The following is a 13,919-nucleotide window of genomic DNA, read 5'->3' on the forward strand; positions in this document are numbered from 1 at the left end:
AGTCCTCAAAAGTTCCCGAAGCGATTTGTTGTTTTTCTTCTTTGGTGAGATCCGTGGTATTTTCGGCTAATTCGGTATAGCTCATATTAAAGGATTCAATCATTTTGGTATCCCAAACACTGTGAATGTTCGTACCGTCATTATACCATCTTACCTGGATGTCGTTTCCTCCTTTATCTTCTCCCCTTCCCGCGTGGAGTGGTTGATGAAGATCCCCTACAAAATGAACAAGCATTTTTAAATAGAATTCCTTTTCCTCTCTGGAAGCAGATTCATCCTGTAATACGGCTTTGCATTTTTTTAAGGCCGCCAGAAGGTCACCATCCGGATTTGCAGTTTCCAAATTGTATTTTGTTTCTCCGGGTGGCATATTCACATAATGCCATGGACCATATTCCCGGTATTTTGAGTCACTCTTAATTTCATCGGCATAAGTAGAAACGAGTGCAAGGCTCTTGCCTTGTAATAGTTTATAAATCTCTTTTTTTGCTTTCTTACTAAGATAATTTTGAGCTATTTCTCCGGTAGCACGATGTCCATTTTGTCCCCAGTCATATTCTGAAGCAAAGGAAATACTCAACCCCAGAAAAAAAACAGTTATTAGTAACAGGTTTTTCATGAGCTATTTATTGTTTTAAATCGGATAAATGAAATTTATAAGTGTACTCCTATCGATTGAGATGTCTATAAAAAAATTAATCCTGTTGTTAGGAATTGTGCAAATATAAAGAAGGATATCTTATCTTAACGTTAAGTTATGATTTTGTACTTAAAATTTATTTTGATATATTTACGATATTAAAATAATATCACATTAAAAACCACTCGAAAAATGGCTTCAAACGAAAAAACCACAAGTCCCTCCAACGGCTATTTAATGCTGTTTTTTATTTTCCTTCTATTCATAGCTAGTATAGCGGGATTTATTATGTTTAAATCTCCCTGGTTTATTCTGGTTATATTTTTGTCCTTTTTTCTGGCAGCCGGATTGATTCTTGTAAATCCAAATGAATCCAGGGTTTTACTTCTTTTTGGGAAATATAAAGGAACTGTAAAACAAAATGGATTATTTTGGGTTAACCCGCTATTTGTGAAAAAGAAGATCTCTCTCCGGGCGAGGAATTTTGACAGTGAGCGTTTAAAGGTGAACGATAAAATGGGAAATCCTATAATGATAAGCACTATTTTAGTATGGCGGGTTCAAAACACCTATAAAGCAGCTTTTGAAGTGGATAATTTTGAAAACTTTGTAGTAGTGCAAACAGATGCTGCAGTACGAAAACTAGCCAGCCTATATCCTTATGACAATTTTGCAGATGAAGGCCTTGATGAAGATATCACTCTTCGCTCCAGTTTAAATGAAGTAAGTGAAGCCCTGGAAAAGGAGGTTCAGGAACGGCTGGAAATAGCGGGAATTGAAGTGCTGGAAGCTCGTATTGGATACCTGGCCTACGCCAATGAAATAGCAAATGCCATGCTCAAACGGCAACAGGCCACTGCAATTGTTGCAGCCAGACATAAAATCGTGGAAGGAGCGGTAAGTATGGTAGAAATGGCTTTAAATGATCTTAGCAAGAAAAACATAGTCAACCTGGATGACGACCGTCGTGCGGCCATGGTTAGTAATCTTATGGTGGTTTTATGCAGTGATAAAGATGTAACCCCTGTAGTAAACTCGGGCACTTTAAATCATTAGAATGAAAATATTTAAGGAAAGTCAGCGCTTTAATCAGTGGTGGCTATATGCTATGTTTGCGCTGGTGCTTACGCTACTCGTTGGCGGCATCTATAAAGATTCTGAAAGTTTTCAAAATTTTAACAATCCTGCTCTTGTTCTTTTCTTTCTTGCTGCATTGTTTTTAATGACCTTCATCCTTTTTCTACGCCACGATACCAGGATAGATTCTAAAGGGATTACGACTAAATTTTATCCTATGGGCTTTTCCAGAAAATTTTTCGCCTGGAAAGAGATCGATGAATGCTATGTAAGAAAATATAATCCCTTTGTAGAATATGGTGGTTGGGGAATAAGAGGTTCAAGCAGAAGAAAAGCATATAATGTATCCGGCTACCTTGGCATTCAAATTGTAACCAAGGATAAAAAAGAGTTTCTAATTGGCACCCAAAAACCGGATGTAGCAAGAGCGGTGCTTAAACAATATCAACACAAGAAATCAAAAACCCTGGGTGATTAAACCCTCAATGAAGGATAAATAGAAATAATAAAACAGCATAATGAAAAAATTAATTTTAAGTTGCCTGGCACTTATCCTTACAACTTTAAGTTTTGCCCAGGATTCCCTTAGCTCCCTTGAGCAAAATTTGTCTATTGACAAATTTACAGATGGCACACTCCTTCATCCTAAAAATACAGAGAATCCACCATTAGTCATCTTTATTCAGGGATCCGGTCCTGTGAACAGAGATGGGAATGCGCCAATGATGAAAAATGATGGAATGAAGAAAATCAGTAAAGAACTTGCCGAGAATGGGATCGCATCCTTCCGTTATGACAAGCGCATTTTTAAGATGGAAAAATTCCGATTAAAAGAAGAAGATCTCTCTTTTGATGATTTTGTTCTGGACCTTTCAAATATTATCAAGTATTTTCAGCAGGAAAAAAACTTCAGTAAGATTATAGTAGCAGGGCACAGTGAAGGATCATTGATTGGAATTTTAGCCGCTCAGGAAGAACCTATTGATGGTTATATTTCCCTTGCCGGAGCCGGCCGAAAAATTGATGATATTATCGTGCATCAACTTTTCAAACAATCGGCAGAACTCTCAGAAAATGCAAGAATTGCTTTTGATGAAATGAAAATAAATGGTAGCACTCAAAACTATAGTCCTTATCTGGAATCTATTTTTCGCCCAAGCGTCCAGCCGTTCATCATGTCCTGGATGAAGTATGATCCTGCAGAAGAGATTTCAAAATTGGAAATCCCTGTGCTTATTGTAAACGGAAGTAATGATCTACAAGTGGATGTAAAAGATGCTGAAATTTTAAAAGAAGCCAACCCTAATGCAAAACTGGTGATCCTGGAAGACATGAACCATATTTTCAGAAAGATTGAAGGAGAAAACCTTGATAATACCAAGGCTTATAATGAACCAGCCAGGCCATTACATCCGGAATTGATCCCGACCCTGGTGGATTTTGTAAAATCTATTAAATAAGCGATGAGTAAAAAGAAAGCATTTGCCCTTAGACTGGATGAAGATTTGCTCAAAGCCGTTGAGAAATGGGCTTCTGACGAATTCCGAAGCACCAATGGGCAAATAGAATACATGCTTTCAAACGCACTAAAAGATGCTAAACGGCATCCAAAAAAACAGAAAACAGAAGAGAAATAATGGATTACAAAATAGTTTTTTCAGATATAGATGGAACCTTATTAAATGAACAAAGGGAACTTTCTGAAACAACCATCCTGGAAATTAAAAAACTGAAAGATAAAGTTCCTTTTATACTTATTTCAGCCAGAATGCCCGCGGCGATGAAACATCTTCAAAAGGAATTAGAAATTGAAGAACTTCCAATTATAAGCTATAATGGCGGATTAGTGATTGTGGATAACAAAGTGGTTAGCTCTACCGAGATTTCTCTGGAAATAATTGAAGATCTAAGTGCGTTGAATGCTGAAATCAACTGCCATTTAAGCCTGTATCATAAAGATGACTGGTATGTGCCGAAAATGGACCAATGGGCGCTTAGGGAAGAGAACAATACGAAAGTTACTCCGCAGGTTAAATCAAACTCCGAGGTAATCCAAAAATGGCGATCGGAAAGTAAAGGTGCCCATAAAATCATGGCGATGGGAGAAGAAACCCACATTGACAAAATTCAGGATTATTTAATCAGGAAATATCCAGAGGAGCTTCATCTATATCGTTCTAAAGACACCTACCTGGAAATCGCCAATAAAAAAATCTCAAAATTTACGGCTATAAAATTCCTTTTAAAACAGCATTACAGAATTTCTATTGAAGAAGCTATCGCAATTGGAGACAATTACAATGACGTAGAAATGCTTAGAAATATAGGATATGGAATAGCGGTAGGAAATGCGCGCCGGGAAGCCAGGGAAGCATCGAATTTCATAGCCGAAAAAAGCATAGAGGACGGTGTTGCTAAAAGCTTAATGAAGATCTTTGGATTTTAATCATCCCTGTCAGGAAAAAGAATCAATTACCTAGAATCAAGCTCATTAGGCAGGATTAAAAGTCTAATTGACTTAAGAAATCACGGTTTTTCTAAGTTTTAAATCCCGCTACTCCATAGAAAATTCTTCTATGTTGGAATTTTAAAATTTCTGGATCTTTAAATCACCCCTAAAACCACCCCCTAAAAACCTACTTGAATTTTCTTTAAACAAGCTCTTGAAATATGCTGAAACAGGAGGATTCACTAATAAAATTTGTATTTTGGCGCCCAAAGAAATCGATCTATGGAAAATGCCCCTCTTTTTACGAATGATGCTATAGTTTTAGGAATATTAATGATAGCTCTGGGATTTGTATTTTATACCTCCTCCCAAAAAGAAGGCTTCTGGAAAAAATTCTATTCGGTTGTTCCCGCTCTTTTAATGTGTTATTTGATACCCGCAATTTTTAACTCTCTTGGAATCATCGACGATGATACCTCCCAGCTATATTTTATTGCCAGCAGGTATTTATTGCCGGCTTCCCTGGTTTTAATGACCCTGAGCATTGATCTTAAGGCAATATTTAATCTAGGTCCTAAAGCACTTATTATGTTCTTTACGGGAACCATTGGGATTATAATTGGCGGTCCGCTGGCTATTTTGTTAATCTCCACGGTATCACCAGAGACGGTTGGTGGAGTAGGTCCGGATGCGGTTTGGCGTGGACTTTCCACCCTTGCAGGAAGCTGGATTGGCGGCGGTGCTAACCAGGCAGCGATGCTGGAGATCTATGAATACAACCCCGATCTTTATGGAGGGATGGTATTGGTGGATATTGTGGTAGCAAATCTCTGGATGGCTTTAATTCTATTTGGAATTGGAAGAAATGAACGCATAGACAAATGGCTGAAAGCAGATGACTCCGCGATCACAAACCTAAAGAATAGAGTTGCTTCTTACGCCGAAAGTGTTACCCGAACCCCTAGTCTTGCCGATTTTATGATCATACTGGGAATCGCTTTTGGAGCCGTAGGAATCGCGCATTGGGGTGCAGATGGAATAGCAAACTATTTGACTTCCAATTTTGAAGTTTTTAATGACAAAAAAAGTACACTAGCCTCCTTTGCATCGTCATTTTTCTGGATGATCTCTATTGCAACCACAATAGGAATTATACTTTCCTTTACACGACTCAAGACGTATGAAGGCGCCGGGGCAAGTAAAATTGGGAGTATATTTATCTATATTCTGGTTGCCACAATCGGGATGAAAATGGACCTCACTTTGGTTTTTGACAATCCCGGGCTTATAGCTATTGGTGTAGTGTGGATGGGTATTCACGCCGGATTATTAATCCTGATCGCAAAATTGATCAAGGCTCCTTATTTTTTCCTTGCAGTGGGAAGTCAGGCCAATGTTGGTGGCGCAGCCAGCGCCCCTGTTGTAGCAGCAGCTTTTCACCCTTCCCTTGCCACGGTAGGAGTTCTGCTTGCCGTTTTTGGGTATGTGGTAGGAACCTATGGCGCAATATTGTGTACAATTTTAATGCAATTGGCAGCCGCGAGTTAGTAAAGATTGAAAATTTATATGATATTTGCGCCCGTTAAATCAACAGGAATCCATGAAAAAAATTAGTTTTTTATTTATAGTGTTTATCAGTATTGCGGCTTGTTCCAAAAAGGAAAGCAACCTCCTTGTTAAAGGGAATATAGAAGGACTTAAGAAAGGAACTCTCTATCTTCAAAAAATTGATGACACTGTTTTAGTGAGCGTAGATTCTGTAGAAATTAATGGAGATGCAAATTTTGTTTTACAGGATTACCTGGAAAGCCCACAGATCATGTATTTATCTCTTGATAAGATTGATGACGGACAGTTTGAAGACCGTGTTGAATTTTTTGCTGAAGAAGGAGAAGTAACTATCAACACCTCCCTTAAAAATTTCACGGGTGATGCAAAAATTTCCGGTTCTGCTAATCAGGAGAAGTTGATGGAATACAAAACTATGATGCAACGTTTCAATGACAAGAATCTGGAACTTATTCAGACGAATTTTGAAGCGCAAAGGGATGAAAACAATGAACTTCTATTGGCCGTAAACAAAGAGTACGAGCAACTTTTAAAAAGAAGATACCTATACACTGTTAATTTCGCGATCAACAATAAAGATCTGGAAATTGCGCCTTATCTGGCTTTAGCTGAAGTTTTTGATGCGAACATTAAATACCTGGATACCATTTATAATTCTATGAGCCCGCAGGTACAGAAATCCAAATACGGGAAAGACCTGAAGGAATTCCTGAAAGAACGAAGAAAGCTTGAAAAGCAGGAAGCAAAAGTGGAAGAAATAGAATAATTTTTTTAAGGTATACAATCAAGAACCTCGGGGCAAGCCCACGAGGTATGAATTGGAAAATATTTTTAAAAACTCGAGGCAAGCCTCGGGGAATTAAACCCTCAATGAGGGATTAAAATCCGGAAGCTTTTGGTTTCCGGATTTTTTGTTTAAAAAATTTGGATAGGATTAGTACTTCCGCACGGATTGCAAATCCGCGCTAAAGGTTTATTAGATGCAATTTGCACACTTGTTACTTTACCTGTATTTGCACCTCTTAAATATTCCCATCCTAAACATAAGAATGGTGCCGGGTACAGCCTGAAATTTTATCAATGTTCAAATTATTATTTAAATTAAATGCGCCGGTGAAAAACCGGCTTCGCTCAGGACTCCGTATAGCTATCGGGATCTCGTGCCGTTCATTTGACTTCATAAAAAAAGCTTCTCCAAAAAGAGAAGCTTTTAAAAAGAGCCGATGGAGGGAATCCCTTCGACTTCGCCGGTGAAAAACCGACTTCGCTCAGGACTCCCGATAGCTATCGGGATCTCGTCCCGTTCATTTGACTTCATAAAAAAAGCTTCTCCAAAAAGAGAAGCTTTTAAAAAGAGCCGATGGAGGGACTCCCTTCGACTTCGCCGGTGAAAAACCGACTTCGCTCAGGACTCCCGATAGCTATCGGGATCTCGTCCCGTTCATTTGACTTCATAAAAAAACCTCTCACGAAAAGGAGAGGTTTTAAACTTGAGCCGATGGAGGGACTCGAACCCACGACCTGCTGATTACAAATCAGCTGCTCTAGCCAGCTGAGCTACATCGGCCTTTATCTTTTACTACAATTCGTTGACCTTGGCAACTAATTTATTTGCTTTAGTTTCCAATTCTTTTTCAATTGACTTAAAATGTTGCGATTTATTCTCAACATCCTTTGCATTGATCTTTTTTATCAAATCATCAAATTCTGAAATCGCTTCATCAATAATCGCTTCAGATTTTTTGTTGTCCGTCTTAGGGTTTGCTACTTGGTGGATGTATGCTGCTTCAATGATATCTCCCATCACATAATTCACATCGCGCTTTAACAATCTTTTACTTGCCATTCTTTCTTAAATTTAGGCTGCGAATTTAATCTATTTTTCAATATAATTATAGACTTACCTCTAAAATTTTCGAATTTATCCCTTCTATTGTTATTTCATGGATCTCTGCAGGTATCAAAATGCTTTCACCCTGCTTTAATACTTCCCGGTTATCACCATGTTTCACAATCGCTTCCCCTTCTACCCCCATAAGGATTACAAAAGAATCCCGTGAGGAATAATCCCTTTTTACGGTGCTTTCAAGCTGAATAATATTCGTTTTGAAATAGCGTGTCGTGATAATTTCTGAAGATTGGTTGGGTTTTAGATCAAAATTTATTCTAAAATCCCTATTCTTAGAAAGATCGATTGCTTCCAAAGCCAGATCGGTGTGAAGTTCTCTTTTTTCTCCGGAATCGGAAGTGCGGTCCCAGTCGTAAATACGGTACGTAATATCTGAAGTTTGCTGGATCTCTGCCAACACCACTCCGGCTCCAATGGCGTGTACCAGGCCCGGTTTTATAATAAAAGAATCCCCAACCTGCACGCGTTCACTGTTTAAAGCAGAAAGCAATTTATTGGTTTCTACCAGTTTTATATATTTCTGTTCTGTTAGAACCTCTTTGAATCCTAAAATCAATTCAGCATCTTTATCGGCCTGCATGATATACCACATTTCTGTTTTACCAAAGGAATTGTGCCTTTTTTGCGCGATCTCATCGTTGGGATGCAATTGAACCGAAAGATTTTCGGCAGCATCGATGAATTTTATAAGCAAAGGGAATTTTGTGCCAAACCTATCAAATACCTTCTCTCCAACAAGCCTGGTATTATATTCTTCCATCAACCATTTTAGAGATCTTCCTTTAAATTTCCCATTGGAAACAATCGAGCCGCTTCCTTCAACATCTGAAATTTCCCAACTCTCTCCGGTCTCATCCGAAGGACTATTCTTATTGAAAAGTTGTTTTAATTTTTTTCCACCCCAGACTTTCTCCTTTAAAATAGGATCAAACCGTAATAAATACAACTCACACTTCTTCATCTTTTAATATTTTTAACTTCTCAAGTGCTTTCTCTGTATGCCCGGAAGCAAACATATTATTGAAACGCATTCTCAAAACACCTTTTTTATCGAATATAAAAGTCTCCCTTCCCGGCACAAGCCCAAGTAGGGAAGATTGTACACCAAAAGCCTTTCTCGCTTCTTTGTTTTTATCGGAAAGAAAAACAAAAGGCAAATTAAATTTATTTACAAATTTAGAATGCGAAGCTTCAGAATCTGCACTTATGGCAATAACTTCAGCTCCAAGATCTTTAAAATCCTGATAACTGTCACGAAATTCGCAAGCTTCCTTTGTACATTCTGATGTGAAATTTTTTGGATAAAAATAAATCACGACTGCTTTTTCTCCCTTAAATTTGCTCGTATTAAAAGGTTTATTATCCTTATCCTTTAATATTACAGATGGAACTGTATCTCCTCTTTTCAAACCCATAAACTATCCATTAAAAGTTACAAAATTTCTTGGTGTTTCATACAATGTAACTGAAAGTTCCAGGTCATTTTTTAATTTAGGCTTCAATTTATTCCAAATCACCACCGCAATATTTTCTGCAGTAGGATTAAGGTCCTGAAAATCTGCCACCTCAACATTTAAATTTTTGTGATCAAAAGCTGTTTCCACTTCAGAATAGATTAAGTCTTTCAACACTTTCATATCTATTACAAATCCGGTTTCAGGATCAATGGTACCGGTAACAGAAACCGTTAATTCGTAATTATGACCATGGAAATTAGGATTGCTGCATTTGCCAAAGACAGCCAGGTTTTTAGCATCATCCCAATCCTTTCTATATAAACGGTGCGCTGCATTAAAATGAGCCTTCCTATGTACGGTTACTTTCATTGTTGTATGGTTTGGTAATATTTGTCGAAAATTATTTTAAACCATTCGGTATATAATCCAGGATTGGTTTGCATATCCTCTGCAACACCTTCCAGATTCATCCATTTCCAGCTTGCTGCTTCCTCCGGATTTAGATTGGGAATATCATTGTATTTTCCAACGAGAATATGATCGAACTCATGCTCGGTCAATCCATTATCAAAAGGAGCTTTATAAATAAAGGCAATGGTATCATCAAGTTCTGTAGTAAACCCCATTTCCTCCTGAAGGCGACGTTTTCCGGCTTCTATATTTGTTTCTCCCTCCCGTTGATGACTGCAACAGGTGTTGGTCCACAACCCAGGGGAATGGTATTTATCCAGTGCCCGCTGCTGAAGCATTAGTTCGTTTTTATCATTGAAAACAAAAACCGAAAAGGCCCGGTGTAAAAGGCCTTTTTGATGTGCTTCCATTTTGGGCATCAAACCTATAGGCTCGTCTTTTTCGTTCACTAAAATCACTTTTTCTTCCTGCATTCTTTTTTTTAATTTCAAAAATACGAAATAGGTAAGCAAAATCATAAGAAAATAAGGAGGTAGCAGTCTAAAACTAGTTATAAAAATATTAAAAGCTAATCCGGAATCTATTCAAATTTATGCATCAAAAATTTTTATCTTTGCAAACTTATATAGGCAATCTGGATGGGCATAACAGGAATCTCAATAAACTCCTGCGCAAATCAATTCGAAATATACCAAACCTATACAAGCACTAAGAATCCACTTATGAAATTTACCGACGAGATCAAACGAAGGAGAACTTTTGGAATTATATCACACCCGGATGCAGGAAAAACAACCTTAACTGAGAAACTACTCCTTTTTGGTGGTGCAATTCACGAGGCAGGAGCAGTTAAATCCAATAAGATAAAAAAAGGTGCTACGAGTGACTTTATGGAAATTGAACGCCAAAGAGGGATCTCTGTAGCTACTTCGGTATTGGCATTTGAATATAAAGGAACAAAAATAAATATTCTCGATACCCCAGGGCATAAGGATTTTGCCGAAGACACCTTTAGAACCCTTACAGCAGTAGATAGTGTTATTGTGGTAATAGATGTTGCAAAAGGAGTGGAAGAGCAAACAGAAAAGCTCGTAGAAGTTTGTAGAATGCGCAATATCCCAATGATCGTTTTTATAAATAAGATGGACCGGGAAGGAAAAGACGCCTTTGAATTGCTGGATGAAATTGAACAAAAACTAAATTTGACCGTTACACCTTTAAGTTTTCCTATTGGAATGGGATATGATTTTAAAGGGATCTATAATATTTGGGAACAAAATGTGAATCTCTTTACCGGTGATCCAAAAAAAGACATTGAAGACACTATAGAAATTAGCGACTTAAGTTCTCCGGAACTTGATAAATTGATTGGTGAGAAATCTGCAGATAATTTAAGGGAAGAACTCGAACTTGTTGATGGCGTTTATCCAAAATTCAATAAAGAAGCTTACCTGGCGGGGAATCTTCAACCTGTATTTTTTGGATCGGCTTTAAATAATTTCGGGGTGCGGGAATTGCTGGACTGTTTTGTTGCCATCGCCCCTACTCCAAGAGCTAAGGATAGTGACAGTAGAACTGTAAAGCCTGATGAAAAGGAATTTTCAGGGTTTGTTTTTAAGATCCATGCCAATATGGATCCAAAACATCGCGACAGACTGGCATTTATAAAGGTGGTATCCGGAACCTTTGAACGAAACAAGAATTATTTACACGTACGACAAGGAAAAAATCTTAAATTTTCAAGTCCGAATGCCTTTTTTGCTGAAAAGAAAGAAATTGTAGACATTTCCTACCCCGGCGATATTGTAGGATTACACGATACAGGGAATTTTAAGATTGGTGATACTTTGACTGAAGGGGAAATCCTGAATTACCGTGGAGTACCAAGTTTCTCCCCCGAACATTTCAGGTATATCAACAATGCCGATCCAATGAAAACAAAGCAACTTGACAAAGGAGTAGATCAATTGATGGATGAAGGGGTTGCTCAATTGTTTACATTGGAACTCAACAACAGGAAGGTTATAGGAACTGTAGGAGCTTTACAGTTTGAGGTTATACAATATAGGTTGGAACACGAATACGGAGCAAAATGCACCTATGAAAACCTGAATGTTCACAAAGCGACCTGGGTAGAAGCCAAAGACATTAAAAGCGAAGAATTTAAGGAATTTAAAAGAGTTAAAGCAAAATACCTTGCGCACGATAAACGCGGTCAACTGGTTTTCTTTGCCGATTCTCAGTTTTCACTTCAAATGACTCAGCAAAAGTATCCTTCGATAAAATTCCATTTTACTTCAGAATTTTAAAAAGAATAGAATACTCCGGTTTCCTTTTCTGAAATTTTCCAAAGTTTTTTTGAGTCCTCTTCATTTTTGGCTTGAGAAGCGACATTGGCTTTTCCGGGATTTCCTTTCATTTCCTTAAATCCCTGAGGACCATAATACCCTCCCTTACTAACATTTTTATCCAAAGATGCCATCAGGGTTGAGTGAGATCCTTCTTTAGAATCCTGAGTAAATAAAGGAGCTAATGGAGTAATAACTACTGAAACCCAATTAGGGAAATGTCTAAATAATTCTGTTCTTGAAACTCCTGGATGAACGGCCGAAGAAATGGGGTTTTTACAATTATGCTCATCAAGTTTCCTTTGTAATTCCCTGGCAAACATCAGGCAGGCAAGCTTGCTTTGGCCATAAGCCTTATATTTTGAATAATTCTTCTCACTTTGTAAATCTTCAAAATCTATTTTAGCCTTTTTATGTGCCAGGGAACTTATATTTACCACCCTGCTTCCAGAAGTTTTTTTAAGAAGGTCGAGAAGCAGACCTGTTAATGCAAAATGTCCAAAATAGTTGGCAGCCATTTGTAATTCGAAACCATCTTCTGTTTTATGATATGGAGGCATCATTACCCCGGCATTGTTAATCAGTAAATCCAGTGCATTATATTTTTTTTGAAATTCTTTAGCAAAATTCTTAACAGATTTCAAACTGCTCAAATCTATCTGAAGGATTTCTAATTGGGCATCGGGTACTTCTTTTAAAAGATCGGCTTTTGAATTGTTACCCTTTTCTATATCCCGACAGGCCATGATAACCTTTACTTTTTTCTGCACCAAACCTAGTGTAGTTTTGTATCCCAAACCAGCATTCGCACCGGTAACGATAGCTATTTTACCAGGTTGATTGGGTAGTTCATTTAAGTTGAAATTTTCCATATTAATCTTTTTATGAATTAAAATTTTTCTTTCCGAAGAGGATTTCAAAAAACAATCGGAAATACTAAAGCAGGCTCCAAAATGGATATTTAAATGTGGCAGGTTTATTCTTTTCGAAAAAAGCGTGGCCTATCCAGGAAAAACCGTAACCTACAACAGGTACCAGTATCCATTTCCAGCCCCAACTTTGGGAAGATAGCCACAAAGAGCAGAATAAAAACGAGGAAAGTGCCAATAAAATGTAGAATCCGGGTGGTTTTATTTTTATGTTCAAATAAATAATACTGGTAGAATTCCCTATAAGATTCGATTCTCTCTGTCATTTTTAACTTTGTTTATTTAATAATTTTCCAAAGCAAAAACTTTTTTCAACACCGGCATATTGCCCGTAATTAGCAATTAATTGATACCCGTTCTTTTTATAAAGGGCAATAGCTTCCGGTTGATTAATACCAGTTTCCAAAATACATTTTTCATAACCCAATTCTCCTGCCCAGTTCTCAAGTTCATTTAGGATCTTCGAGGCATACCCTTTGCCCCTGCTTTGTCTTTGAGTAAACATACGCTTTACTTCCATAATCCCGGGCTGGAATTCTTTAATGGCTCCACAACCTGCAGGTTCTGCTTCTTCATAAATAATAACGGCATACCTTATTTTGTCCAGTTTATTGAACTGATTATAAAAAGCGTGGTCCTCACCATCGGTCACGGCAAGTTCCTTATCAAGTTGTTTTATCAACAATGGAAGATCGGAATCTTCAGAATTGGTTCTTTTTAATAGTATCACTTTTTTTATTCTATTGCAGTCCCTATTCAATACAAACAAAAACCCGAAGCTTTCACTCCGGGTTTAAAATTTTATGCTTGTCCCGTAGGACCAAAATTTAACGGAATTGGTGGCTGCTCATAATCCTTGATCTCACCGTGGGCTTTTTCAAACCTACTCACATTATCACCCAATGCTTTCAAAAGTCTTTTAGCGTGTTGAGGGGTCAAGATTATTCTGGATTTCACTTTGCTTTTAGGAGTTCCCGGCATAATGCTCACAAAATCTACCACAAATTCTGAAACCGAATGGTTAATAATTGCGAGATTGGAATAAATTCCTTCTGCTACCTTCTCGTCTAATTCTATATTGATCTGGCCTTTTTTTGGCTTTTTATCTTCGTTCATTTATTTCTTAATTT

General features: G+C 37.6%; 17 protein-coding genes, 1 tRNA gene and 1 pseudogene. 8 read left to right on the forward strand and 11 right to left on the reverse strand.

Annotated features, from left to right (window positions below):
• Positions 1-619 (reverse strand): S1/P1 nuclease (locus GILLI_RS04640; RefSeq protein ID WP_006987961.1); only part of this gene is annotated, 619 nt, incomplete at its 3' end.
• Positions 620-832: 213 nt separating this feature from the next.
• Here GILLI_RS04640 and GILLI_RS04645 point away from each other — a divergent pair.
• The 7 genes from GILLI_RS04645 to GILLI_RS04670 all read left to right on the forward strand — a co-directional run bounded on the left by GILLI_RS04645 (position 833) and on the right by GILLI_RS04670 (position 6,501).
• Entirely contained in the window at positions 833-1,696 is an 864-nt protein-coding gene (locus GILLI_RS04645; protein WP_006987962.1) for an SPFH domain-containing protein, read from the forward strand.
• A gap of 1 nt (position 1,697) precedes the next feature.
• Positions 1,698-2,195 carry a hypothetical protein gene (locus GILLI_RS18795; RefSeq protein ID WP_006987963.1) on the forward strand — a complete coding sequence of 166 codons (498 nt, stop codon included), beginning with the start codon at positions 1,698-1,700 and terminating at the stop codon, positions 2,193-2,195.
• A 40-nt stretch (positions 2,196-2,235) separates the two neighbouring features.
• Entirely contained in the window at positions 2,236-3,177 is a 942-nt protein-coding gene (locus tag GILLI_RS04655; protein WP_006987964.1) for an alpha/beta hydrolase family protein, read from the forward strand.
• Between the two features lie 3 nt (positions 3,178-3,180).
• Positions 3,181-3,354, forward strand: a complete 174-nt coding sequence (locus GILLI_RS17970; protein WP_006987965.1) for a type II toxin-antitoxin system antitoxin — start codon at positions 3,181-3,183, stop codon at positions 3,352-3,354.
• Positions 3,354-4,163: a Cof-type HAD-IIB family hydrolase gene (locus tag GILLI_RS04660; RefSeq protein ID WP_006987966.1), complete on the forward strand. Its 810-nt coding sequence runs from the start codon at positions 3,354-3,356 to the stop codon at positions 4,161-4,163. The genes GILLI_RS17970 and GILLI_RS04660 overlap by 1 nt, the downstream gene beginning before the upstream one ends.
• 285 nt (positions 4,164-4,448) lie before the next feature.
• Positions 4,449-5,714, forward strand: a complete 1,266-nt coding sequence (locus GILLI_RS04665; RefSeq protein ID WP_006987967.1) for a DUF819 family protein — start codon at positions 4,449-4,451, stop codon at positions 5,712-5,714.
• A gap of 52 nt (positions 5,715-5,766) precedes the next feature.
• Entirely contained in the window at positions 5,767-6,501 is a 735-nt protein-coding gene (locus tag GILLI_RS04670) for a DUF4369 domain-containing protein (RefSeq protein ID WP_006987968.1), read from the forward strand.
• Between the two features lie 727 nt (positions 6,502-7,228).
• On the opposite strand, the gene GILLI_RS04675 is transcribed toward GILLI_RS04670, so the two are convergent.
• From GILLI_RS04675 to idi, 6 genes are all read right to left on the reverse strand, one after another.
• Positions 7,229-7,302: transfer RNA gene (locus tag GILLI_RS04675), tRNA-Thr, on the reverse strand.
• Between the two features lie 12 nt (positions 7,303-7,314).
• Positions 7,315-7,581, reverse strand: coding sequence for a hypothetical protein (locus GILLI_RS04680; RefSeq protein ID WP_006987969.1), 267 nt, complete (start codon positions 7,579-7,581; stop codon positions 7,315-7,317).
• Positions 7,582-7,627: 46 nt separating this feature from the next.
• Positions 7,628-8,605 carry a type I phosphomannose isomerase catalytic subunit gene (locus tag GILLI_RS04685; RefSeq protein ID WP_006987970.1) on the reverse strand — a complete coding sequence of 326 codons (978 nt, stop codon included), beginning with the start codon at positions 8,603-8,605 and terminating at the stop codon, positions 7,628-7,630.
• Positions 8,592-9,059, reverse strand: a complete 468-nt coding sequence (locus tag GILLI_RS04690) for a peroxiredoxin (RefSeq protein WP_006987971.1) — start codon at positions 9,057-9,059, stop codon at positions 8,592-8,594. The genes GILLI_RS04685 and GILLI_RS04690 overlap by 14 nt, the downstream gene beginning before the upstream one ends.
• A 3-nt stretch (positions 9,060-9,062) precedes the next feature.
• Positions 9,063-9,470 carry a 6-pyruvoyl trahydropterin synthase family protein gene (locus GILLI_RS04695; RefSeq protein ID WP_006987972.1) on the reverse strand — a complete coding sequence of 136 codons (408 nt, stop codon included), beginning with the start codon at positions 9,468-9,470 and terminating at the stop codon, positions 9,063-9,065.
• On the reverse strand, positions 9,467-9,985 hold the full coding sequence (gene idi / locus GILLI_RS04700; RefSeq protein ID WP_006987973.1) for an isopentenyl-diphosphate Delta-isomerase: 519 nt from the start codon (positions 9,983-9,985) through the stop codon (positions 9,467-9,469). The genes GILLI_RS04695 and idi overlap by 4 nt, the downstream gene beginning before the upstream one ends.
• Positions 9,986-10,234: 249 nt before the next feature.
• Between idi and GILLI_RS04705 the strand changes: the two genes are divergently transcribed.
• Positions 10,235-11,821, forward strand: a complete 1,587-nt coding sequence (locus GILLI_RS04705) for a peptide chain release factor 3 (protein WP_006987974.1) — start codon at positions 10,235-10,237, stop codon at positions 11,819-11,821.
• On the opposite strand, the gene GILLI_RS04710 is transcribed toward GILLI_RS04705, so the two are convergent.
• The 4 genes and pseudogenes from GILLI_RS04710 to GILLI_RS04725 form a co-directional block, all read right to left on the reverse strand.
• Positions 11,818-12,732, reverse strand: coding sequence for an oxidoreductase (locus tag GILLI_RS04710; RefSeq protein ID WP_006987975.1), 915 nt, complete (start codon positions 12,730-12,732; stop codon positions 11,818-11,820). The two genes, GILLI_RS04705 and GILLI_RS04710, sit on opposite strands and share 4 nt — an antisense overlap.
• 64 nt (positions 12,733-12,796) lie before the next feature.
• Positions 12,797-13,055, reverse strand: a pseudogene (locus tag GILLI_RS18800) (Mpo1-like protein).
• 2 nt (positions 13,056-13,057) lie between these two features.
• Complete coding sequence (locus GILLI_RS04720; RefSeq protein ID WP_006987976.1) at positions 13,058-13,519, reverse strand: GNAT family N-acetyltransferase; 462 nt, start codon at positions 13,517-13,519, stop codon at positions 13,058-13,060.
• A 71-nt stretch (positions 13,520-13,590) separates the two neighbouring features.
• Complete coding sequence (locus GILLI_RS04725) at positions 13,591-13,905, reverse strand: DUF3467 domain-containing protein (protein WP_006987977.1); 315 nt, start codon at positions 13,903-13,905, stop codon at positions 13,591-13,593.
• Positions 13,906-13,919 lie beyond the last annotated feature (14 nt).

Origin of the sequence: Gillisia limnaea DSM 15749, assembly GCF_000243235.1 — a bacterium.
Lineage (GTDB): Bacteria > Bacteroidota > Bacteroidia > Flavobacteriales > Flavobacteriaceae > Gillisia > Gillisia limnaea.

Excerpts from the sequence above, each read along its gene's own strand:
- GILLI_RS04645 (WP_006987962.1), top strand. The coding sequence starts at position 833 with ATGGCTTCAAACGAAAAAACCACAAGTCCCTCCAACGGCTATTTAATG.
- GILLI_RS18795 (WP_006987963.1), top strand. The coding sequence starts at position 1,698 with ATGAAAATATTTAAGGAAAGTCAGCGCTTTAATCAGTGGTGGCTATAT.
- GILLI_RS04655 (WP_006987964.1), top strand. The coding sequence starts at position 2,236 with ATGAAAAAATTAATTTTAAGTTGCCTGGCACTTATCCTTACAACTTTA.
- GILLI_RS17970 (WP_006987965.1), top strand. The coding sequence starts at position 3,181 with ATGAGTAAAAAGAAAGCATTTGCCCTTAGACTGGATGAAGATTTGCTC.
- GILLI_RS04660 (WP_006987966.1), top strand. The coding sequence starts at position 3,354 with ATGGATTACAAAATAGTTTTTTCAGATATAGATGGAACCTTATTAAAT.
- GILLI_RS04665 (WP_006987967.1), top strand. The coding sequence starts at position 4,449 with ATGGAAAATGCCCCTCTTTTTACGAATGATGCTATAGTTTTAGGAATA.
- GILLI_RS04670 (WP_006987968.1), top strand. The coding sequence starts at position 5,767 with ATGAAAAAAATTAGTTTTTTATTTATAGTGTTTATCAGTATTGCGGCT.
- GILLI_RS04680 (WP_006987969.1), bottom strand. The coding sequence starts at position 7,581 with ATGGCAAGTAAAAGATTGTTAAAGCGCGATGTGAATTATGTGATGGGA.
- GILLI_RS04685 (WP_006987970.1), bottom strand. The coding sequence starts at position 8,605 with ATGAAGAAGTGTGAGTTGTATTTATTACGGTTTGATCCTATTTTAAAG.
- GILLI_RS04690 (WP_006987971.1), bottom strand. The coding sequence starts at position 9,059 with ATGGGTTTGAAAAGAGGAGATACAGTTCCATCTGTAATATTAAAGGAT.
- GILLI_RS04695 (WP_006987972.1), bottom strand. The coding sequence starts at position 9,470 with ATGAAAGTAACCGTACATAGGAAGGCTCATTTTAATGCAGCGCACCGT.
- idi (WP_006987973.1), bottom strand. The coding sequence starts at position 9,985 with ATGCAGGAAGAAAAAGTGATTTTAGTGAACGAAAAAGACGAGCCTATA.
- GILLI_RS04705 (WP_006987974.1), top strand. The coding sequence starts at position 10,235 with ATGAAATTTACCGACGAGATCAAACGAAGGAGAACTTTTGGAATTATA.
- GILLI_RS04710 (WP_006987975.1), bottom strand. The coding sequence starts at position 12,732 with ATGGAAAATTTCAACTTAAATGAACTACCCAATCAACCTGGTAAAATA.
- GILLI_RS04725 (WP_006987977.1), bottom strand. The coding sequence starts at position 13,905 with ATGAACGAAGATAAAAAGCCAAAAAAAGGCCAGATCAATATAGAATTA.